This is a genomic window from Halobaculum sp. MBLA0147 (genome assembly GCF_041361345.1).
GTDB lineage: Archaea > Halobacteriota > Halobacteria > Halobacteriales > Haloferacaceae > JAHENP01.
This window is the reverse complement of the sequence record NZ_JBGKAD010000001.1, coordinates 158,749-180,598: the sequence shown is the minus strand read 5'-3', so window position 1 is coordinate 180,598 and position 21,850 is coordinate 158,749. Positions and strand designations below refer to the sequence as shown.

21 protein-coding genes are annotated in these 21,850 nt (G+C 70.3%); 12 read left to right on the top strand and 9 right to left on the bottom strand.

All coding sequences use genetic code 11. From position 1 onward, the window contains the following. Window positions 1-10 precede the first annotated feature (10 nt). The gene (locus RYH80_RS00900; protein ID WP_370901979.1) at window positions 11-1,075 is read right to left on the bottom strand and encodes a PstS family phosphate ABC transporter substrate-binding protein; all 1,065 of its coding nucleotides are present in this window, start codon (window positions 1,073-1,075) and stop codon (window positions 11-13) included. A gap of 300 nt (window positions 1,076-1,375) precedes the next feature. Here RYH80_RS00900 and RYH80_RS00895 point away from each other — a divergent pair, with 300 nt between their 5' ends. The 3 genes from RYH80_RS00895 (at window position 1,376) to RYH80_RS00885 (ending at window position 3,626) form a co-directional block, all read left to right on the top strand. Next, the gene (locus tag RYH80_RS00895) at window positions 1,376-2,389 is read left to right on the top strand and encodes a PhoU domain-containing protein (protein WP_370901978.1); all 1,014 of its coding nucleotides are present in this window, start codon (window positions 1,376-1,378) and stop codon (window positions 2,387-2,389) included. Between the two features lie 165 nt (window positions 2,390-2,554). Beyond that, complete coding sequence (locus tag RYH80_RS00890) at window positions 2,555-3,289, top strand: class I SAM-dependent methyltransferase (protein ID WP_370901977.1); 735 nt, start codon at window positions 2,555-2,557, stop codon at window positions 3,287-3,289. A 151-nt stretch (window positions 3,290-3,440) separates the two neighbouring features. After that, the gene (locus tag RYH80_RS00885) at window positions 3,441-3,626 is read left to right on the top strand and encodes an HVO_0416 family zinc finger protein (protein ID WP_370901976.1); all 186 of its coding nucleotides are present in this window, start codon (window positions 3,441-3,443) and stop codon (window positions 3,624-3,626) included. 170 nt (window positions 3,627-3,796) lie between these two features. Here the strand turns inward: RYH80_RS00885 and RYH80_RS00880 are convergent, their stop codons facing one another. Next, a complete protein-coding gene (locus RYH80_RS00880; RefSeq protein WP_370901975.1) occupies window positions 3,797-4,102 on the bottom strand; it encodes a DUF7565 family protein in 306 nt (101 codons plus the stop codon). 209 nt (window positions 4,103-4,311) lie between these two features. On the opposite strand from RYH80_RS00880, the gene RYH80_RS00875 reads away from it, so the two are divergent. Beyond that, complete coding sequence (locus RYH80_RS00875) at window positions 4,312-5,073, top strand: PHP-associated domain-containing protein (protein ID WP_370901974.1); 762 nt, start codon at window positions 4,312-4,314, stop codon at window positions 5,071-5,073. 43 nt (window positions 5,074-5,116) lie between these two features. On the opposite strand, the gene RYH80_RS00870 is transcribed toward RYH80_RS00875, so the two are convergent. Further along, entirely contained in the window at window positions 5,117-5,647 is a 531-nt protein-coding gene (locus tag RYH80_RS00870) for a metal-dependent hydrolase (RefSeq protein ID WP_370901973.1), read from the bottom strand. 174 nt (window positions 5,648-5,821) lie between these two features. On the opposite strand from RYH80_RS00870, the gene RYH80_RS00865 reads away from it, so the two are divergent. Next, window positions 5,822-7,015, top strand: coding sequence for a redox-regulated ATPase YchF (locus tag RYH80_RS00865; protein WP_370901972.1), 1,194 nt, complete (start codon window positions 5,822-5,824; stop codon window positions 7,013-7,015). Between the two features lie 69 nt (window positions 7,016-7,084). Beyond that, entirely contained in the window at window positions 7,085-7,405 is a 321-nt protein-coding gene (locus RYH80_RS00860; protein ID WP_370901971.1) for a DUF7991 family protein, read from the top strand. 71 nt (window positions 7,406-7,476) lie between these two features. Here RYH80_RS00860 and RYH80_RS00855 read toward each other — a convergent pair whose 3' ends face one another. The 5 genes from RYH80_RS00855 to phoU form a co-directional block, all read right to left on the bottom strand. Further along, window positions 7,477-8,403: a hypothetical protein gene (locus tag RYH80_RS00855; protein WP_370901970.1), complete on the bottom strand. Its 927-nt coding sequence runs from the start codon at window positions 8,401-8,403 to the stop codon at window positions 7,477-7,479. Between the two features lie 71 nt (window positions 8,404-8,474). Then, window positions 8,475-9,545, bottom strand: a complete 1,071-nt coding sequence (locus RYH80_RS00850; RefSeq protein ID WP_370901969.1) for a hypothetical protein — start codon at window positions 9,543-9,545, stop codon at window positions 8,475-8,477. After that, the gene (locus RYH80_RS00845; protein WP_370901968.1) at window positions 9,542-10,453 is read right to left on the bottom strand and encodes a hypothetical protein; all 912 of its coding nucleotides are present in this window, start codon (window positions 10,451-10,453) and stop codon (window positions 9,542-9,544) included. The genes RYH80_RS00850 and RYH80_RS00845 overlap by 4 nt, the downstream gene beginning before the upstream one ends. 187 nt (window positions 10,454-10,640) lie before the next feature. Beyond that, the gene (locus RYH80_RS00840; RefSeq protein ID WP_370901967.1) at window positions 10,641-11,783 is read right to left on the bottom strand and encodes an acyl-CoA dehydrogenase; all 1,143 of its coding nucleotides are present in this window, start codon (window positions 11,781-11,783) and stop codon (window positions 10,641-10,643) included. A 105-nt stretch (window positions 11,784-11,888) separates the two neighbouring features. Next, complete coding sequence (gene phoU, locus RYH80_RS00835; RefSeq protein WP_370901966.1) at window positions 11,889-12,557, bottom strand: phosphate signaling complex protein PhoU; 669 nt, start codon at window positions 12,555-12,557, stop codon at window positions 11,889-11,891. 91 nt (window positions 12,558-12,648) lie between these two features. Between phoU and RYH80_RS00830 the strand changes: the two genes are divergently transcribed. From RYH80_RS00830 to RYH80_RS00810, 5 genes are all read left to right on the top strand, one after another. Beyond that, window positions 12,649-13,560, top strand: coding sequence for a shikimate dehydrogenase family protein (locus tag RYH80_RS00830; protein WP_370901965.1), 912 nt, complete (start codon window positions 12,649-12,651; stop codon window positions 13,558-13,560). 132 nt (window positions 13,561-13,692) lie between these two features. Beyond that, complete coding sequence (locus RYH80_RS00825) at window positions 13,693-14,670, top strand: helix-hairpin-helix domain-containing protein (RefSeq protein WP_370901964.1); 978 nt, start codon at window positions 13,693-13,695, stop codon at window positions 14,668-14,670. Between the two features lie 54 nt (window positions 14,671-14,724). After that, window positions 14,725-16,485 carry an anthranilate synthase component I family protein gene (locus RYH80_RS00820; protein ID WP_370901963.1) on the top strand — a complete coding sequence of 587 codons (1,761 nt, stop codon included), beginning with the start codon at window positions 14,725-14,727 and terminating at the stop codon, window positions 16,483-16,485. Further along, the gene (locus tag RYH80_RS00815; RefSeq protein WP_370901962.1) at window positions 16,482-17,099 is read left to right on the top strand and encodes an anthranilate synthase component II; all 618 of its coding nucleotides are present in this window, start codon (window positions 16,482-16,484) and stop codon (window positions 17,097-17,099) included. The genes RYH80_RS00820 and RYH80_RS00815 overlap by 4 nt, the downstream gene beginning before the upstream one ends. Window positions 17,100-17,241: 142 nt before the next feature. Further along, window positions 17,242-18,120 (top strand): alpha/beta fold hydrolase, encoded by an 879-nt coding sequence (locus tag RYH80_RS00810; protein ID WP_370901961.1) that lies wholly within the window; start codon window positions 17,242-17,244, stop codon window positions 18,118-18,120. Between the two features lie 93 nt (window positions 18,121-18,213). Here the strand turns inward: RYH80_RS00810 and RYH80_RS00805 are convergent, their stop codons facing one another. After that, window positions 18,214-19,278 carry a TrmB family transcriptional regulator sugar-binding domain-containing protein gene (locus tag RYH80_RS00805; RefSeq protein WP_370901960.1) on the bottom strand — a complete coding sequence of 355 codons (1,065 nt, stop codon included), beginning with the start codon at window positions 19,276-19,278 and terminating at the stop codon, window positions 18,214-18,216. Between the two features lie 168 nt (window positions 19,279-19,446). Between RYH80_RS00805 and RYH80_RS00800 the strand changes: the two genes are divergently transcribed. Beyond that, window positions 19,447-21,843: a DUF7997 domain-containing protein gene (locus tag RYH80_RS00800; RefSeq protein ID WP_370901959.1), complete on the top strand. Its 2,397-nt coding sequence runs from the start codon at window positions 19,447-19,449 to the stop codon at window positions 21,841-21,843. Window positions 21,844-21,850: the final 7 nt, after the last annotated feature.

Genomic DNA, 21,850 nt, shown 5'->3' with positions numbered 1-21,850 from the left:
CGACCCGTCGTCAGGACTGGTCCGGCAGCTTCTCGCGTTGCGCCTTCCGGCGGCTCTCCGGCAGCTTGAAGTAGTTGTTCGAGGCGACGAAGTTCTCCTGGCCGAACTCGGTCAGGATCATGTTGATGAACGCGGCCTCCTTCTTCGAGGTGTCCTCCCACGTGTAACAGTGGAGGTCACGCGACAGCGGGTACCCCTTCGCACCGAGGTTCTTGCCGTACTCGTAGGTCGTCCCCTCGAGTTCCAGTGCGATGGGCGGCACTGCGCCACCCTCCTCGACGAACGCCAGCGCGATGTAGGCGATGGCGTTGTCCGTGTTCGACACCAGCGTCTTCACCTGCTGGTTCTGGCCCTTCCGCACGTCCGGCTGGATCGGCGCGTCCGGGTCGCCGTAGAGGTTCGACCGGAACGCGGTGTCCGTCCCGGAGCCCTCGGCACGCCCGATGGCCTGGATCTCCTTGTCCGGGCCACCGACCTCGCTCCAGTTGGTGATCTCCTTCTTGTAGATGGCCTTCAGCTGGTCGCCGGTGAGCTTCGTCACGCCGGCCTCCTTGATCTCACTCGAGACGACGATCGGCTGACCGTCGACGCCGACGACGTGGTCGACGAACTTGTCGAGCTTCGAGTCGCTGGCCTCCGGCAGCTCGTCGGCGACCGGCGCCGAGGAGTCGCCGATGTCGACGCGCCCCTCCTCGACGGCCTTCACGCCCGTCCCGGAGTGCGACAGCGCGACGCTGACCGAGAACGGCGGCGTCGACCGCTCCTCGGTCGCCTCGAAGCCGTACAGTCCCGCGAAGTAGTCGGCGAGGTTCTGGTCCGTGTCGATGTCGTACTGGCCCGGCCCCCAGTACTCCTCGTCGGAGGCGGGCGGGTTCCCGTTCCACAACGAGGCGGCACCGTTCGTGATCGGGTACACCGTCGACGACCCGTCTGCGGTCAGTTTGCTCGTGTCGCTGGACCCGCTCGATCCGGAGCCGGACCCACCGGCACACCCCGCGACGCCGGCCACTCCGGCTGCGGACGCTGCCTGGACGAACCGTCTCCGTGACACCGAGTCGGACGCGTCTTGCGTCATCACCAGATCGAAGGCGCAGCACTCCTAAGTAGTCTGGTATGATGAATATATAGTCGGATGTACGACAACGGGTCGCACACGCAGCCCGCCGCTCCCCGTCGACGCCGGGAGTTCTGAACCGTGTGACCCGAAATTGTCGCCGGTAGAGAGGTTGGAGACGGATTTACGGAGAGTACAGAGTGAACGGTAGACTCCCACGAGTCTGGCGCGCCGAGTCGAAGTCGGGAGCCGCCCGTGTCGCTGGCGCGGGATATATAGACTTTCGGCAGGCTTTTGCCCCCGGTCCGAGAACCGTCGCGTATGGTCGAGACCCGGAAGGTCCAGGTCACGGGTGGTTCCACGTACACCGTGTCGATCCCCAAAGGCTGGGCGACGGACAACGGTGTCAGCGCCGGCACCGAGGTCGAGTTCTACCCCGAGGGGGACTCGCTGTTCCTCACGCCCGTCTCCGAGGAGGAGCGGACGGAGGGGACGCTGGACGTGGCGGATCTGACCGGCGAGGAACTCACGCGTGCGGTGATGACGATGTACGTCTCCGGGTTCGACATCATCGCCCTGGAGTCGTCGCGGATCACGAACGACCAGCGGCGCACGATCCGCGACGCCGTCCAGGGGCTCGTCGGGTTGGAGGTGTTAGAAGAGACGCGCGACCGTGTCGTCATCCGGGACCTGTTGGACTCCTCGGAGCTGTCGATCCACAACGCCGTCACCCGGATGCGACTGATCGCGCTGTCGATGTTGGAGGACGCCGTCGCCGCGCTCGCGGAGGCGGACACGGACATGGCGCGGGACGTGATCCAGCGTGACGACGACGTAGACCGCCTGTACATGGTCGTCTCGCGGATCTTCCGGTCGACGCTCCGGACACCGAAGGCCGCCGACGAACTCGGCTTGGACCGGGAGTCGTGTTTCGACTACCACGCCAGCGCCCGCCAACTGGAGCGGACGGCCGACCACGCGACGAAGATCGCCCACCTCACCCTCGAGATGGCCGACGACGACGGGGAGGTGGTGCCCGGCGACCTCCTCGACGCGGTCGACGAGTTGCGTGTCGACGCCGCCGGTGTCGTCGACGACGCGATGGACGCGCTGTTCGAGGAGGAGCCCAGCGAGGCGACTCGGATCGCCAACGAGGCACGCGGTCGCGTCCGGGAGATCGACCAGCGCGCCCGCGAGATCGACGAACTACTCGGCGAGTTGGACCCCGCACGGGCGCAACTGCTCGGGCTCGTCGTCGACTCCGTGTCGCGTGCGGCCGACTACGGCGGCAACATCGCCGAGACCGCACTCCAGAAGGCCGCGCCGACGCCCTGAGAGCCGGTCGAGCCGCGCCGACTCTCTGAACCCCGGTCGGGCCGCGCCGGCTCTCTGAACGCCGGTCGGGCCACGCCGTCGATCCGACGACGGCGACGCCCGAACTGTGTGAGTGTGTGACAGTTTCGAACCACGCTTAGGTATCCGGCGCCGGTCGGCCCGGACGTGACAGATCCGTTCGGACGAGCGCTGGCGGACCACGCCCGCGAGGAGCGCACCGCGCCGCTGTACCAGGTGGACGGCGAGACGGAACGGGAACACCCGATCCAGGACTTCTACTTCGACCCGCGGACGGCGGACGCGGAGTCGACGCGGTTCCGCGAGCGGTGGCTCGACGGGCCACTGTTGGACGTGGGTGCCGGCGTCGGGCGGGACACGTTGTACTTCCAAGCGCAGTTCGAGACGGTCGCGCTGGAGGTGTCCGAACACCTCGTCGAGACGATGCGCGAGCGCGGTGTCGAGCGGGCCCGCTTGGGTGACATGTTCGCGCTCTCGGAGGCGTTCCCGGCGGACCGGTTCGCGTCGCTGCACGTCTACGGGACGCAGGCGTGTCTCGCGCGCTCGCTCGCCGGGCTGACGGAGCTGTTCGTCGACTTCGCGCGGGTGACGACGCCCGACGCGACTGCGATCGTCGACGGCTACGACCCGACGGTCCCGGCGGCGAGCGAGCTGCTGGGCTACCGCGCGGAGACGCCGCCGGGGCTCGCCTCGCGGACGTTCCACTTCCGGTACGAGGGTGAGCGGAGCGAGACGCTCCTGTTCCGGCTGTACTCGCCGGAGCGGCTCCGAGAGGCGCTGGCACCGACCCCGTGGTCCGTCGAGACGATCCACCGCCGTGGCGACGAGACCGACCCGCACTACCTCACGGTGCTGTCGAAGGAGACTCCGACGACAGAGTGACCGACCGAGTCCGGGTGCGACGCCGAACGGAGTGAGGCCTCGACGCCGAACTGCCGAACCGTGCGGCCGGACGAGCCGTTCACCGGTGATTCTCACGGTGTGGTAAGCCTCCACAAGGTTCTTGTACCGTGTGCGTCATACTGTAGCACGCATGGCGACGGCACCGAGCACGGACGACGACCTGTTCGACGAGTTCCTCTCGACCACCGGCCACGACACCGGTCCGACAGAGTGGGAGGAGTCGTACAACAAGAAACAGTGTCCAGACTGCGGCGGCGTCCACGACACGGCCGCGGCAGAGTGCTCGGTATGCGGTTGGCGACCGGCGGGACGGTAACCGTCGGTCCGGGAGTGGTACCAGCTGTCGACTCCGACCACGCCGCGCGTGGTCGTCCTTCTCCGCGCGTCCGACTCGTCAGTGGTGCGTGCGCGGTCGACGGAGAGAGCCGTCCGTGTCGAAGCGATTCGACTGCAGCCAGCGAGTGAGACGGCGGGCGGCGACCCGCCTCAGGCGGAGGCGCCGGAGCCGTTGAGTCGTTCGACGACGGCACGGAGGTCGGCGGCGTCCTCGATGGCGGCCTTGATCTCCTCGCGTTCGCGGACGGCGTCGGAGTCCGCGTCGTACGCGCGCACGAAGTCGGCACGCGTGTGTTCGTCGAACGCGTGGCGGATCGCGAAGTACCCCTCGGGGACGATGGTGCCACACACCGCACACTCGTGGCGCTCGTGTTCCGTCGTCTGGTGGACGATGGCGTCCTCCGGCGCGTCGAACGCCTCCTCGCAGCCGTCGATGCCGCACTCCCATCCGGGCATACTCCGACCCACTCGGGCGACCGGCAAAAGCCTTCGCTGTCGCCACGTGAGTGCGCCCGCCGAGACCGGCTCCGATCCGACGACACGGCCCTCGGTCACGGAACACCGGCCACGGTGGCGGTCGTCCCGAGACGCCGACCACGGGCAGACGGTACGACCGCGACGCGGTGAAACGGAACCGACAAGTCGGTCCCGGGGTACCCTCGTCCGTGAGCGACGGGGCGACGCGCGTGGACTTCCACGTCAAGATCCTGAACGAGCAGGTTGTCGAGCGGGCCAAGACGGCCGGCATCGACGTGTTGGTGTACGCACCCCACTTCACGCGGCTGCCGACGATCCGCGAGCGGGCGGCCCGGTTCTCCGACGACGACCTGCTGGTCGTCCCGGCCAGGGAGGTGTTCACCGGCGACTGGCGGAGTCGCCGCCACCTGCTCGCGCTCGGCCTCTCCGACCCCGTTCCCGACTTCGTCACCTTCGAGGGGGCGCTGTCGGCGTTCGACGAGCAGGACGCCGCCGTGCTCGTCCCACACCCGGAGCTGTTGAACGTCAGCCTCTCCAGAGCCGAGGTCGGGGCGTACCGAGACAGCATCCACGCCGTGGAGACGCTGAACGGCAAACAGTTCGCGTTCCAGAACGACCGCGCGGACCGCGTCGCGGAGGCGTTCGACGTGCCCGGGTTCGCCTCCTCGTACGCCCACCTCGTCGGGACCGTGGGGTCCGTGTGGACGGAGTTCGACCGCGCCATCGACTCTGCGACGGCGCTCGTCGAGGCCGTCCGCGACGGCGCGGACAGGCGACTCGTCAAACGACGCGATCCGGCGACGAAACTCCGTCGGCTCGCCGAGTTCGCCCACCTCGGCTACGAGAACTCCTGGGGGAAACTCGACCGACTGTTCCTCTCCGGGATGGAGCCGACCCACCCACGCCACATCGCCTACGACGGGCGGTTCGACGACGTGGCGATGTACTGAGTCGCGGACGGTGTCGATCCGCCCGTCCCGAGTCGGTACCAGATCAGGCCAGTCCGGCGGTGCGGAGCAGACCCCGCACCACTTCGGGGAGGAGTGCGAGGAACTCCGGCCTGACCGTCGTCGCCACGAGGTCGATCACGTAGACGTGGATCGCGGCGAGGAGACCCACCTCCAACACCGAGATGACCACGGTGACGACGGTGCTGTACTCGCTGGAGACCGCGACGCCGATCGGGAGGCCGTACTCCTGCGTGTACGGGTAGAACAGCGCGATGCCGCGCTTGCTGCCGACCACGTCCAACAGGTAGTGGGTCGCGATCCCCACCCACACGAAGTGGAGGTTGTCGAAGTACAGCGGGTAGGCCACGAACAGCGCCAACACCGGCAGGTTGTGCAGCGTCTTCCGGTGCTTCCCGAACGCCGTGTCCACGTCCGGGAACAACGCCCCGAGCACGACCGGGGGCAACAGTCGCACCCCCCACTCGACGGTGGTCAGACTCAACTCCGCCCCCAACACCAGCGCCAACCCGAGCGCCAGCAACACCCCGTTCAGTACGTGACCGTACTTGTTCACGGAGGCGTAGTGGCACCCCCGGGTCAAACCGGTTTCCGTTCGTGTGGGTCGGTCTCGTGGTCGCCGCACCACGAGCGGACAGCCCCACCGGCCGTCCGGCACGCGCGTGAGAGTCACTCGCGCAGCGAGGACGGACCGGAAACCACTGGAGTGTCGCCCCCGCCGACGACGGTAGTGAGCTACGAGATCGGACTGGTGGGCAAACCCTCGGTCGGGAAGTCCACGCTGTTCAACGCGGCGACCACGAACGACGTGCCGGAGGGCGCGTACCCGTTCACGACGATCGACCCCAGCGTCGGCGAGGCGTACGTCCGCGTCGACTGTGCCGCCCCGGAGTTCGACGGCGACCACGAGTGTACCCCGAACCACGGCTACTGTGCCGACGGGACGCGGTACGTCCCGGTCGAGTTGGTCGACGTGGCCGGGCTGGTCCCGGGCGCCCACGAGGGTCGCGGGCTGGGCAACCAGTTCCTCACGGACCTCAACGAGACGGACGTGCTCGTCCACGTCGTCGACTTCAGTGGAGAGACCGACGCCGAGGGGGAGCCGACGGAGGGACACGACCCACGCGAGGACGTGGACTTCCTCGAGGAGGAGTTGGACGCGTGGTACCTCGACATCCTCCGGAAGGGACTCGAACGCCACCGGTCGGGCTACCAGGGCCACGACTCCGAGTTGGCCGTCGACCTCGCGGAGCAGCTCTCGTCGTTCGGAATCTCGGACGACGAGATCGACCGGCTGCGCCGCCGGCTGGGACTCTCGACGGACCCGGACGAGTGGGACGACGGCGACGAGGCGGCGCTGGCGACGGCGATCAGACGCGCGACGAAGCCCATCGTGATCGCCGCCAACAAGATGGACACGGCGGCCGCCCGCGAGAACTGGCGCGAGATCACGTCCGACCCCGACTACGACCACCTCACGTTCGTCCCGGTCTCCGCCCACGCCGAGAAGGCACTGAAGAACGCCGCGGCGGCGGGTGTCGTCGCGTACGATCCTGGCGACGCCGACTTCGAGGTGACGGGGGATCTTCCGGAGGAGAAGCGCGCCGGTCTCGACCGGATCCGCGAGTTCCTCGAGACTTTCGGCGGGACGGGTGTCCAGACGGCGATCGAGACGGCGCTGTTCGAGGAACTGGAGACGATCGCCGTCTTCCCCGGCAACGGGTCGCCACGGGCAGACGGCACCTTCCTCCAGGACTGTCTCCTCTTCCCGGAGGGGGTCACCGCCGAGGGGTTCGCGAACGCGATCCACTCCGACGTGGGCGAGGGGTTCCTCTACGCGACGGACGCTCGTACGGGGCGGCAGGTCGGAGCAGACACGGAACTCGACCACCGCGACGTGGTCGAGGTGACGACGACGAACTGACCGGGCGACCGGCTCGCTACCGGCGGGACGCTCCGACAGCGGGAAGTGCGCGACGAGCGTACACCGAGTATGGCCACCGTCGCAGAACTGGTCCTCTTCGGCGTGGTGCTCGTGGTCCAGACCCTCCTGGCGGCCGTGAGCACCCGCTTCTTCAGGATCAGGATGAAGACTCGCTGGGGGTGGGTGATCTACACCGCGATGCTCACTCCGCTGTTGTTGTTCGTCGTGACGCTGATCACGACCGGCGTGTTGGGGATCGGTCCCGACCTCGGGAGTCCGGGGCTCGCCATCGCCGTCACCATCGGCGTCCCGCTGGCACTCGGGTTCACGCTGGACCTGCTGTACGTGCCGCCGCCCGAGGAGTACGACCTCCCCGACACGCAGGGGTGAACACGCGCCGCGCGGACGAGTCGTCCGCGTACTCCTCCGTCTGCGTACTTCTCACTCTGTCTCGTCTCCGTTCAACCGCCTGCCGTCTCGTTCGCCGTCGCCACGGGGGTCTCCGTCGGTGTCACGGTCCCCGAATCGGTCTCCGTCCCCGTCGGTGTCGCCGTCCCCACCGCGGTCTCGTTCGCGAGTCGCCGAGTCACCCACGTCGGGCGCTCGACGACGGCCCCACGCCGCTGGGTCACGCGGAACCGCTCGGTGACGACGACGGCGTCGCCGATCCGGTCGACGACGAACCGAGCACGTGCCGACACGACGAGCCCCTCGAGCGTGACGTTCACCGTCGCGGTGACGTTGCGTCGTGTCAGTCCGGCGCCGTACGGGGCACGGTCCGCCTCTGCGCGGAGTCGGACGACCGTCGCGTTCCCGCTCGTCGTCCGCCCGACGACCGAGAACTGGAGCCCCGAGAGCATCTCGTAGACGTACTGCCCGCCGTCGGCACGCGGGGCGACGCCGTCGGACCGACGACGGACAGAGGTCGTGTTCTCCCGGTGCGAGCGACGCGCGCGGAACGCGGTGACGGTGCGGTCGGCGTACCTGTCGACACGGCCGTGAGACACCGTTCCGTCGGCGTCTCTGTCGCGGTAGGTGAACCGGGAGCGAGCCGAGTCACCGTCGGTCACGGTGCGTGCCGTCTCGTGGCTCACCAGCGACCCGTTCTCGGTCACCACGCGTCGGCTGTGGACGAACGCGGCGTCGCGCGACGCGAAGGCGGTCGCGTGCGCGAGGCGAACCTCGCCGAGCACGGTCCGGTCGCGCTGGAAGCCGGGCGGTCGCGGCGGTGTGGGGGTCGCAGTCGGTGTCGGCGACGGTGTGCCGGCGAGTGCGGGGTTCACCGTCTCCGCTCCGCCGTCGCCGCCGGCACCGCCGCCGACCGCACCACACCCGGCCAGCACGACCAGTGTCACCACCGCGGCGACGTGGCGGGTGTCTCCGAACACGAGTGGACGACTGTCTCCGGACCATCTTCAACGCGGCGGCACGCAGTCGGTCGACCTCCGGACGCGAGCGGTCACGCCCCGTCGTCGATGGCGTCTCGTGGTCCCACCGACTCGCTCTCGTCGCGGTCCGTCGAGTGACCGAACCACTCGACGGCTCGTCCGGTGGTCGCCCACGGTGGTCGCTCGACGGTGACGTTCCCGAGGGCAGTCACGCGGAACCGTTCGACCACCGCGACACGTCGGCCGCGGACGGTCGTCCGGAACCGGACGGTCGCACGGTCGACCAGTCCGGACTCGCGGACACGGATTCGCACCGAGAGGTTCCGCGCGGTACGTCCGCCGATCCACGCCGCGCGCGACCGGGTTGCGGTGTACACGGCGACCGTCCCCGTCGCCGTCTCGCGCGAGCCGGCGAACGCGACTGGCCACCGCGTGAACAGCGCCAGCACCTGCGAGGCACCGCTCGCGGAGCGCAGTTCCGTCGGGGTCAACTCGTCGACGACCACCGGTTGCCGCTCTCCGTCGACGAGTCGTGCGCTGTCGGTCCCGTCTGTCCACGCCGTCCGGTTCTCGCCGGCGGGACGCCACGCGTCGGGTCGCGTCACTCCCGCGCGGCGAACGAACAGTGACCGCGGACCGTCGACCCGACCCGCGAGCCGGACGGTGGCGACTGGCGTGCCGTCCGGCGTCCGCACCGTCCGGACGAACGAGACGGCGCCGCTCCGAGCGCGGAGTACCCCCGCGTGGCGACGCGCGACGGCGCTGGGGTTCGGCCCCGGTGTCGCCGTCTGTACGGGCGTCGGCGAAGCCGTCGGACTCGGCGACGGCGTGGGACTCGGCGAGGGAGTCCCGGCGAGCGCCGGGTTCACCGTGTTCCGGTCCGGGTCACCGTCGCCGACACCACCGACACCGCCGAGGGCACCGCAGCCGGCCAGTGTGACGGCGAGGACGAGGACGACCGTGGCACGTGTGCGGGTGTCGGCCCGTGTGCGGGCCGACGACTGGAGCCGAGCGAGTACCGTAGACACGGCTCCGACGAGTGTCGAGGACCGAAGCAAGGCGAGTCCCGAGGATCGGAGCCAGGCGAGTACTGACGACCGAAGCAAGGCGAGCACCGACGACCGGAGCCACGTCGTCGTCACGGACGCACCTCCGTCCCGGTGTCGTCGACGGGACCGCCGCCGGGCAGCCCGGTGTCCGACCCGTCGTCGTCTGCCGCGCGGTTGCGGGCGACGTCGATCCACCGTGGCGGTTCGACCCCAACGTCGCCGACCGATCGGAGTCGGAACCGTGATCGGACGACGATCGGCCGCCCGTCGACGGTCGTCCGGTACCGGACGCGAATCCGCTCGATCAGTCCGGAAGGCTGCACGACGACGCGGACGGTGGGACCGTCTGCGGCCTCCGCCCCGGTGGAGTCGGTGGCGTCACCGCCGACCGGCTCTGTGGCGACGAGGACCGCCGTCCCGTCACTCCCGTTCGCCGACGCCGCGGCGTCGTAGCGGAGTCGCCACCCGTCCAACAGGCCGTAGACGAGGGCTCGTCCGTCGACAGTGCTGTCGGTCCCGACCGCCGGCGGGTCGTCGTCGTACCGGTACCGCGTCACCTCGTCGCCACGCTCGACACGCTCGGCGACGACGGAGTCCGTCGCCCACCCAGAGAGCCTCACGACACCGTCGTCGGACCGTACCAGGTCACCACGTCGAACCCGTCGGTACCGCGCCCGGTCGCCGGCGACGGCGAGGGTCACTCGCTCGTAACCGAGTCGATCTCCGTCTGGCGTCTCGACGGTCGTCGTCACGCGGACCCGCCCGGTTCGCTCTCGGAGCGTGGCCTGGTGACTCGCCGCGAGCGCGAACGCGTCGACGCCGTCCGGGCCGACGCCGGTCGGGTACCGGGGTGTCGGCGACGGACTCGGCGTCGGCGACGGCGTGGGGCTCGGCGAGGGGGTCCCGGCGAGGGCCGGGTTCACCGTTCTTCGGTCCGCGTCGTCGCCGGCGACGCCACCGCCGATGGTCCCACACCCCGCGAGCAAGAGGAGCGTCGCCACCACGACGGCACGCGAACCGGTCGTGTGTGACCGTGGCTCTGGCACTGATCGGTGACCTGGCGGCTCGTCTCGGCCTGGCGGCTCGTCTCGGCCCGGCGGCTCGTCTCGGCCCGGCGGCTCGTCTCGGCCCGGCGGCTCGTCTCCACCGCGACACGACACCGCCCGCTCGGGCGCCGCGAGCGCGTCCTCACTCCAGCACTTGGTCGGCGATCGTGTTCCGGAGGATCTCGCTGGTCCCCTCGTAGATCTCGTTGAGCTTGGCGTCGCGGTAGTAGCGCTCGACCGGGAAGTCCTTCGTGTAGCCGTACCCGCCGTGGATCTGGATCGCCTCGTTGGCGACCTCGCGGGACACCTCGCTGGCGTACAGCTTCGCCTGTGCGGCCTCCTTCACGAAGTCCTCCCCGCGGATCTTCATGTCGGCAGCCTTGTGCATCAGCATCTTCGCGGCCTGGAGCTTCGTGTCCATGTCCGCGATCTTGTGTTGGATCGACTGGAACTCCGCGACCGGCCGGTCGAACTGCTCGCGGTCCGTCGCGTAGTCGGCCGCCTCCTCCAGTGCGGCGCGGGCGATTCCGACGCCACGGGCCGCGATGGTGATCCGGCCGCCGTTGAGCGTCTTCAGCGCGTGGACGAACCCACGCCCCTCCTCGCCGAGTCGGCGCTCCTCGGGGACGTACATGTCGTCGAACCGCAACTCGGCGGTCGGACACCCCTTGTCGCCCAGCTTGTGTTCGGTGTTCTCGACGACGAAGCCGTCGTCCGTCTCCGGGCGCACGACGAACGAGGAGATCCCCTGGTTCCCGGCTTCGGGGTCCGTCTTCGCGAAGACGATCACGGTGTCGGCGACCGACCCGTTCGAGGTCCACAGTTTCCCGCCGTCGATCACGTAGCCGTCGCCGTCGCGCTCGGCGGTCGTGTCCATCGCCGGCACGTCGGAGCCGGCCTGTGGCTCCGAGAGCGCGAACGCCCCGATCTCCTCGCCCAGCGCGAGCGGTTCGAGGTACTCCTCCTTCTGCCGCTCGTTCCCGAAGGCGTACACCATGTTGCCCGCCAGCGAGATGTGGGCGGCGACGATGGTGCCGAGACCGCCGGAGCCACGAGAGATGTGTTCGAGACCGATGGCGTAGCTGTGGTAGTCGAGGCCCGCACCGCCGTACTCCTCGGGGAACGGCATCCCCATCAGGCCGAGGTCGGCCATCTCGTCGATCAGGTCGGCGGGGAACTCGTCTTCCTCGTCGATCTCCGCCGCGCGTGGGACGACCTCCTCGTCGACGAACTCCGCGACCATGTCGCGGATCTGCCGCTGTTCCGTCGTCAGCTCGAAGTCCATACCACCTCCTTCGCTCGCAGAATCTTCAACCTTCGGCAACACTCGCGGTAGCCGGTGGCGAGGGGGCGACGACGTCCGAGACGGACCGAGACGCCAGCGCCGGGGTCAGTACAACAGTGCGTCGTCGTTCTCGACCATGTACAGCGCGCGGGCGGCGATGTTGACCGCGTGGTCGCCAACCCGTTCGAGGTCGCGGATCGTCAGGAACAGCCGCGAGACCTCCGAGAGCAGCACGTCGGCGTCGCGGTCGTCGTCGGACTGGCTCACCAGTTCGCGGACGATGGACTCGCTGGCCTCGGTACACAGCCGGTCCACCTCGTCGTCGGCGGCCGCCACGTCGTGACACAGTTCCGTGTCCTCGGTCGCGTAGGCGGTGGTCGCCTGGTCGAGGTGGTCCAACGCCAACTCGCCGATCCGTTGCACGTCCACGTCGGGGAACACCGTCTCCTCGGCGTCCATCGCGTACTCCGCGAGGTTCGTCGCCAGGTCGCCGATCCGTTCGAGATCGGTGATGATCTTGAACGAGGAGGCGATGAACCGGAGGTCGCCCGCGACGGGCTGCTGGAGTGCGAGCAGGTCCACACAGTCGGACTCCAACTCCAGGTACAACTGGTTGAGCTCCTCGTCGCCGTCGATCACCTGCCGTGCCAACTCGGCGTCCGTCCGCGCCAGCGCGTCGAGCGCGTCGCGAACCTGCCCGGCGGCCAACTCGCTCATGTAGAGGACGTCGTCGCGGAGCGCGTCCAGACGCTCCTGGTAGCTCTCTCGTGGCATTTGCTCGGTGTTCTCGAAGGGGACCGAAGTATCTTGGCCTCGCGAGTGCGTCCACCGAGAGGCTTTCACCCTGGGAGGGTCGTCGAGTGGTATGGACGTGTACGGTCTCCTCGGGAGCCCCGTGGACCACTCGCTGTCGCCGCCGATGCACGAGGCCGCCTACGACGACCTCGGATTGAACGCGCGGTACGTCACCTTCGAGCCGGACGACGCCGCGGCCGCCGTCGCGGGTGCCGCCGACCTCGGCGTGGCGGGGCTGAACGTCACGGTGCCGTTCAAACGCGACGTGCTCGCCGCGGTCGAGCCGACGCCGCGCGCCCGCCGCGTCGGCGCGGTGAACACGGTCGACTTCGCGACGGACCCGCCGACTGGCGACAACACGGACGTGGCGGGCGTCCGGCGCGCGTTCGCCCACCACGACGTGTCACTCGACGGAACGGATGCCGTCGTGATCGGTGCGGGCGGTGCGGGACGGGCCGCGACGGCCGCACTCGCGGAGTCGGCGGCGTCGGTCCACGTCGCCAACCGCACCGTCGAGCGCGCAGAGACGCTGGTCGCGGACCTCCGTGGGTCGTTCGCCGACGGCGGCGAGGGGGGTCGTGGGGGTGAGGAAGGACGAGATACGAGCACGAACGGCGACACGAGCGACCCGGGGACGCCGAGCGACGGTGGGCTCGACGCCACGCTGACCGCCGGTGGACTCGACGGGCTGACCGAGCGCGTACCGTCGGCGGACGTGCTGGTGAACGCGACCAGCGTCGGGATGGAGGCGCCGGAGGCGACGCCGGTTCCGGCGGAGCTGTTACACGAGGAGCTGGCCGTGTTGGACGCCGTCTACACCCCGCTGGATACGCGTCTGTTGCGCGAGGGGGCGGCCGCGGGGGCCGAGACCGTCGACGGCGCGTGGATGTTGTTGTTCCAGGGTGCCGTCGCCTTCGAGCGGTGGACCGGCCACGACGCCCCCGTGGCGGCGATGAACGAGGCGCTCCGGGCGGAGTTGTAGACGGGCGGTGGGCGGCCCGTAGGTGGGTTCCGAGCGGGTGACAGACACCTCGCGAGCGGGTCGGCGTCGCCGGGTGGCGAGTGCGGTCGCTTCCCCGTCGCTTTTTTGCGGTCGGTGACGGAACGTCTCGGTATGTCGATCATCGAGACGGTGAAGCGGCTCCTCGGCCTGGGTGGCCGGGACCGCACGAAGAGTGGTGGGAACGGTGGGAGCGTCACCATCGAGCGAGACGGCGAGAGCGCGGCGCCGGCGACGGAGTCCGAGGCCGCGGTGAAGGGCACGGACGCCGGTGCCGCCGTCGACGACACGGACGTCGAGGGAGACGACGGCGACTCTGAGGGGACGACAGAGCACGACGACACCGCGACGGCGGACACCGACGCGACGGCCACGGAGACGGACGACGTGACCGACAGCACCGGCGAGACGGAGGCGGACGAGGCGACCGACAGTGCCAGCGAGACGGAGGTGGACGAGGCTGGAGCGGTCGACGAGACGGCTGCAGACGAGGAGGAGACCGAGGAGACTGCCGCAGAGCCCGGCGAACTCGACGACTCGGAGGAGGAAGCGGCGGAAGAAACCGACGCGGACGAGGCGGCCGACACCGAGGAGGCGGACGACACAGAGGCCGACACCGAGGAGGCGGACGACACCGAGGAAGTGGACGACACCGAGGAAGTGGACGACACAGAGGCCGACACCGAGGAGGCGGACGACACAGAGGCCGACACCGAGGAGGCGGACGACACAGAGGCCGACACCGAGGAGGCGGACGACACAGAGGCCGACACCGAGGAGACGGACGACACGGCGACGGACACAGAGGTCGACACCGAGGAGGCGGACGACACGGAGCCGACGGCAGCCGACTCGGCGGCTGCGACGGAGCCGGCGGACACCGCGGAGGTGGAGTCCGACGCCGTAGACGACGGGACGCCGGTCGACGAGATCAAGGGGATCGGCCCGGCGTACGCCGACAAACTCGCCGCGGCGGGGATCGAGAGCGTCGCCGAGTTGGCCGCCGTCGATCCAGACGCGCTGGCCGACCGGACGGAGCTGTCGGCCAAACGCGTCGCCCGGTGGGTCGACCGCGCGAAGACCCACGAGTGAGACGACCGGCGGGCCGACCGGAACTGACTTTCTCTCGACACACGGACGGGGTGTATGCAGCGAACGACGGACCGCGAGACATACCGTCGGCTCGCCGAGACGGCGGCGCCCGAGGACCGAGTCCCGGTGGAACTCCGGGTGTCCGTCTCGGACCCGTTCCAGGCGTACCGTCGCGCCCGCGGCGACGACTGGAGCGTCTGTCTGGAGACGACCGGCGGCCAGTCTGGCTGGGGCTACGTCGCCGTCGACCCCGTGGAGACGCTCACGGTCGGCGCCGACGCCGTCGTGCGAGACCGCGACCACGGCGGTCACGGCGACTACGCCGCCCCCTCGCCGACTCTCGCCGCACTGGAGGGGTTCCTGGAGACGGGCACACTCGTCCGCGGCCCGTGTGACGTGCCGTACCCCGGCGGCACGATCGGGTGGCTCTCGTACGACGTGGCTCGCGAACTGGAACGACTCCCCGACGAGACGACCGACGAGCGCGGGCTCCCGCGGCTCCAGGTGGCCCGGTACGACACCGTCGCGGCCTGGGAGATGCCCGGTGACGGGGAGAGTGACGACGGGACCGGCGAGACGAGTGGTGGCGAGCAGAGCGTCGAGACTGGCGAGGCGAGTGGTGGCGAGACGACGCTCCGGATCGTCGCGAGTCCGCCGGTCGGGACGGACCCGGACACGGGGTACGACCGCGCGCTCGCGGCGGCACGCGACCTCGCAGAGCGCGTCCGCGACGGCGACCCGACGGTCGGGGCGCCGCCGGCAGACGCAGACGCCGTCACCTTCGACGCCGACGTGGGGCGGGACGCGTTCGCCGAGCGGGTCGAGCGGGTCCGCGAGTTCGTCCGCGCGGGCGACACCTTCCAGGCGAACGTCAGCCACCGGTTGACGGCACCCGCCGCCGTCCACCCGGTGGAGGCGTACGCGGCACTGCGCGCCGGGAACCCGGCACCGTACTCCGGACTGGTCGAGTTCCGGGGGGTCGACCTCGCCAGCGCGAGTCCGGAACTCCTCTTGCGCCGGGAGCCGCGCGGGAGTGACCCCCGAGGTGGCGGTGACTTCGGAGAGGGAGGCCCTGCCGGCGACGACCTCCTCGCCGAGTACCCGGACGCGACGGCACGGCTGGTCACGGAGCCGATCGCCGGGACGCGTCCACGCGGGGCGACGACGGCGGCGGACGAGCAGTTGGAGGCGGAACTGACCGGCGACGAGAAGGAGCGTGCGGAACACGCGATGTTGGTCGACTTGGAGCGAAACGACCTCGGGAAGGTGTCCGTCCCGGGCTCGGTGTCCGTGCCGGAGTACCGGCGGGTCGACCGCTACGCGGCGGTGATGCACCTCGTCTCGCTCGTGACCGGCGCGGAGCGGCCGGATCGGTCGCTCGCGGACGACGTGGCGGCCGTGTTCCCCGGCGGGACGATCACCGGCGCGCCGAAGCCGCGGACGATGGAGATCGTCGAGACGCTGGAGACCACCCGTCGCGGGCCGTACACTGGGTCGTTGGCGATCGTCGGGTTCGACGGCCGCGCGACGCTGAACATCCTCATCAGGACGCTGGTCCGGACCGGCGACAGCTACGGCCTCCGTGTCGGCGGGGGCGTGGTCCACGACTCCGTGCCGGACCGCGAGTACGAGGAGACACTCGACAAGGCGCGCGGACTCGTCGCGGCGCTGGACGACCACCTCGACGGGGCGTCACTGGCGGTCGCCGGGCGCGACGAGTCCGAACGGTCGGACCCGGAGTCGTCGCGACGGCAGGACTCCGACAGTCCCGTCGCCGGCCACGAGCACGAGGAGACTGGGGGTGAGCGGCCGTGAGTGGGTCGGAGCCGACGACGACCGGGTCCCAGCCGGAGGTGCTGGTGATCGACAACTACGACTCGTTCGCGTACAACCTCGTGCAGTACCTCGGCGAGTTCGCGGCCGTCACCGTCCGGCGGAACGACCGGATCGACACGGACGGGATCCGTGCACTCGATCCAGACGGGATCGTCGTCTCGCCCGGTCCCGGGACGCCCGCAGACGCCGGAGTTTCGATTCCCGTCTTCGCGGAGCTGTCGTACCCCACACTCGGGGTGTGTCTCGGCCACCAGGCGCTGTGTGCGGCGGCCGGCGGCACCGTCGGGCAGGCACCCGACGTGGTCCACGGCAAGCCCTCCGTCGTCACCCACGACGGACGGGGGATGTTCGCCGGGCTCCCGGAGCGGATCGAGGTGGGGCGGTACCACTCGCTGTGCGTCGCGCCCCACGACCTCCCGGAGAGTCTCGAGGTGAGTGCTCGCACCGACGACGACCGCGGGGTCGTGATGGCGGTTCGGCACCGCGAGCGGCCGCACGTCGGCGTCCAGTTCCACCCGGAGAGCATCCTCACCGACGCCGGGAAACCGCTCGTCGAGAACTTCGTCGACTGGTGTGACGCCGACCGGGAGTGAGACCCGGCGGTCCCGCGTCTGCGACCGAGTCCGCGTTCCGAGTCAGCGGGTGAGGGCGGGTTCCGAGTCTACTGGCTGGGCCGTGTCCCGCCACCCGCCACCGGCCGGTAGCTTCTCACAGGAGCGCCCCGACGGCGGAGTCGTGCCACGCACGACGCTGAACGGTGCCGAGATATACTACGAGACACGCGGCGACCCGAGCGACCCGTCGATCCTCGCACTCCACGGGGGTCCGGGGATCGGCGACGGGCGCAAGCCGCTGGGTGCGTTCGAGACGCTCGCCGACGACTACCACCTCGTCGTCCCGGATCACCGGGGGTGTGGTCGCTCCGAGTTGGCGCCACCGTACACCAACGAGCAGTTCGCCGCCGACGTGGCGGCGCTGCGCGAGGCGTTGTCGCTGGGCGAGGTCGTCCTGATCGGCGGCTCGTACGGCGGGTTCGTCACCCAACAGTACGCGATCGACCACCCGGAGCACCTCCGAGCGGTGGTGTTCCGCGACACCGCGGCGACGCCGGAGTACGACCGCGCTGCCCGCGAGACCGCACGCGACCGGCTCCCCGAGGTACGCGAGCGGGACCTGGACGTGCCCCACATCACCGCGGCGGAACTCGACCGGGTGATGGACGGGGAGGTACCGTCCGACGAGGAGTTCGAACGCCTCTACCACGGGATGGCGCCGCTGTACGCCGCGTCGCTCGACGAGTTCGACGCCACGGCCACCGCCGAGCAGATCGAGTCGCTCCACTTCCACCACGAGACGCACAACCACGTGTTCTCGGAGGTGTTCCCGGAGATGGACTACACGGACGCGCTTCCGGACGTGGAGGTGCCCGCGCTCGTCACCGTCGGCCGCCACGACTGGATCACACCCGTCGCCGCCAGCGAGGAACTCGCGGAACTGCTGCCGAACGCACGGCTCCGGATCTTCGAGGAAAGCGGCCACAACCCGCACCTGGACCAGGCCGACGCCTGGCTCGCCGAGACGAGAGCGTTCCTGAACGCCGTCGGTCACCGGTGAGCGGGACCCCGCGAGGTCCGGCCCACCCGGTCGGTCGGAGCCGTCTCACTCCTCGTCCGCGGAGCCGTCTCACTCCTCGTCCGCGGAGCCGTCTCACTCCTCGTCCGCGAGGTGGAGTTCGACCTCGTCGGTCTCGTACTCCTCGAGGAACGAGCCGGGACCGCCGACGGTGACGGTGCCGTCGGCGGTCTCGACGACCAGCGAGTGTTCGATGGGGTAGGAGTTCGTCTCGGGGCGGACGAGTCCCTGCCGGGTGTCGACGACGGTGCCCGAGATCGTCTCGGGATCGTCTTCCGCGACCACCGGCCTGACGGGCGCCGTCATCCGCACCGGTCGATCCTCGCGGAGGTGCAGCGTCGCCTGGTGGACGGCCTGTCGGAAGTTCGTGAACGTCTCCGGGAGCGGGAGTGGATCGGCGGCGGCGAGTTCCTGAGCCATCTGCCAGTAGTTGCCGAGGAACGAGCCGACGATCACCGGGACGAGTCGTGGCTGGACGAAGCCGATCGCCTGCTGGTCGCTGTCGGCCCGCGAGACCACGTCCAGCGGCGAGACGAGCCCGAACGACTGGTCGACGGTGAGCATGATCGGCGTCGGCTGCGTGGTGGTCCGCGCGACGGAGGCGGTACCCGCGACCGTGTCCGGGTCGATCCCCTCTGCGGGTGTGTCCGTCACGACGAGCAACACGAGCACCCCGCGGTCGACGGCGGCCTCCAACTCCGGGCGGACCTCCTCCAGGTAGCGCTCGGGGAGCGTGAGCGTGATCTCGTTGCTCGCCTGCGCGACCGTCTCCGAGAGGCGACTCAACACGGTGGCACGGGACTTGATCACGTCGAAAGTGGTCTCCTCGCGGTCCCGTTCGTCGTACCGCGCCTCCAGCGCCGCCTCCATCTCGTCGAGGCGTGCCGCCAGCGACTCGATCACCTCCTCCGGTGGGCGGGGACGGACCCGTGTCGGGACGGTGTGGTCCTCGACGGTGACGAGGCCCCGATCCGCCAGTTGCTCGGCGAGACTGTACACGTACCGCTTCGAGACACCCGTGTCGGCGGCGATCTCGCTGGCCTTCGACCCACCGCTCTCCAGCACCGACAGGTAGGTCGCGACCTCCTTCTCCGAGAGTCCGAGCGCGGTGAGTCGCTCTCGCAACGTCTCGTCGTCCATCGTGCAACGCGTCGCCTGCCGGTCGCATAGACCTTGCGACGGCACTGCCGTCTCGGGGGACGATCCCCCAGAGACGCCGCCGCCGTCCAGCGATTCGTTGCAGGCTCGTTCGAAGCGAGAAGTGAAACTACACCACATTTATCCCGGCCGGGGTCTTCGGGAGTGGCAATGAGTCTCCGTCACGCTCTCGACGACGTCAAGCGCACGCGGGGTGACGACAGGGTGTTCCCGGGGGAGTTCCGGACACCCACGGGGCGGTTCTCCGGCACGGGGGATCGACTGGTCCACGTCGCCCCGGACGGCCGGACGCGCGACTACAGCTACCCCCTCTCCGGACTCGCCGGCGTCGAACGCTCTCGGTTCGGGATCGTCTTCCACGACGACGGGGAGATCGACGGTGGGTCGGACGCGGACGACGACGGACCACACACGGACGACGACGAGTCGGACGCGGACGCCGAGACAGAACCCGTCCCGCTGGCGGACGCGACGGTCCACTGGTTCGCGGACGGCGACCAGCGGTACGTGCTCCCCGACGCCGACGTGGACGGAGACGGCAGTACGGACAGAGACGACGGTGCAGACGCCGCGGGTGACACGTTCGGCGCGGGACCGGAGGACACGGGGGCGGCGCCGGGGAGCACGGTGATCGAGACGACGTACCACGTGGCGGGGCACACCGTCCGACGACGCGACTACACCGACGGGCGCTGTCACCGGACGCGCTTCGAGACTGACGTGCCGGCGACGGTGTACGGCTACGTCGAGTTCACGCCCGACCGCGTGGAGAGTCGCCGCTCGCTGCTCCACCACGGGGACGCCGTCGAGGCGTACCACCGGACGGAACACGACTACCTCGCGGTCGCCGCCGACGCGACGCGACTGACGGGCGAGATCCCACCGACGCTCGGGGACGCGCTGTCGCCGGAGCCGACGGAGTACCCCACGGACCGCCCGGGTGGTGCGTACGAGGACCGCTCGCTGACCGGCGGGATCGTCCTCGTCGCCCGAGCGGACGACGGCACCGCGGGCGTCGTCACGCTCCCGACGGAGGCAGCCGAGACCCCGCGCGAGGCGGCGCTGTCACGCGTCCGCGACGCCGCCGAGACCACTCGCGAGACGGGTGTCGCGACGGCGGTCACGGGAGCGGTGGTGCCGCCGGGCGGACACACCCCGACGACGGACGACGACGGGCTCGCACGGGTGCTCGCACAGGACCGGCGCGTGCTCCGGCTGTTGACGGCGCCGGGTGGCGGTCGGATCGCGGGACCGGACTTCGACCCGTTCTACGCGAGCTCCGGCGGCTACGGCTACACGTGGTTCCGCGACGACGCCGAGATCGCCCGGTTCCTGCTCGCGACCGACGACCGCGTCGCCGACGACCTCGACGAGTGGCACGAGCGCGCGGCGGCGTTCTACGCCGGCACGCAGGCCGCCGACGGGAGTTGGCCCCACCGCGTGTGGCCCGACGACGGGGCGTTGGCCCCCGGGTGGGCGAACGCACGCCTGGAGGCCGGCGACGACGGCGACTACCAGGCGGACCAGACCGCCAGCGTCGTCGCGTTCCTCGCGACGTACCTCCGGACCGGCGACCCCGCCGACCCCGAGCGCGTCCGCGACACACTGGCCGACGCGGTTCCGGCGTTGGAGGACACGCTCGCGGCCGACGGACTGCCGGTGCGGTGTCAGAACGCCTGGGAGAACATGCAGGGCCGCTTCTCGCACACGGCGTTCACGTTCCTCCACGCCTTCGCCGCGCTCTCGCGCGTGACGGACGACCCGGGACTGGCGGCGCGTGTCGACGACCTCGAGGCGCGCGTCGACCGCAGTCTGTCGGCGCTGACGACCGGCGTCGAACGACTCTGGCTCCCCGAGGCGGAGCGGTACGCGCTCCGACTGGAGGGGCCCGCACCGACCGGCGGTGACGCCGGGAGTGGTGCCGACGCCGCCGAGGCCGCCACGGATCACGCGGCGGACGGCGGTGCGGTGACGGCAGCGGCGGACGCGGACCCGGCGGCACTCGTGAGTGAGCGCGCCGCGGACGCGGACCCGCGTGCGGACGCGGCGTCGCTCGCCGCCGCGGGCGCCTACGCGGAACTGCACGCGGCCGGGTACGATCTCTCCGAGGCCCGTCTCGACCGGCTGGTCGCACACGTCGACAACACGTTGGCGGCGCTGTACCGCGAGACGGACGCCGTCCGCGGGCTCGCGCGGTTCGACGGCGACCCGTGGCGCCGCAAGACCCAGGCGGAGCCGAAGGTGTGGACCGTCTCGACCGCCTGGGGTGCCCACGCGAGCGCCACGCTCGGCAGTCTGCTGGGAGACCTCGGGGACGACCGCGCAGACGCACGCGACGCCCAGGCACGGACGCTGCTGGGGGAGCTGTTGCCCGGTGGGAGTCTCCTCGACGACGGCGGCTACCTCCCAGAACAGGTGTTCGACGACGGGTGCGCGGACTGTGCGCGGCCGCTCGGGTGGCCCCACGCGCTCCGGACCGCGACGGCGACGGAGTTGGCAGAACGCGACGCACTCCGTGGGCCCGGCGAGCTGGTCGGCGGGGAGTGAGTCGGCC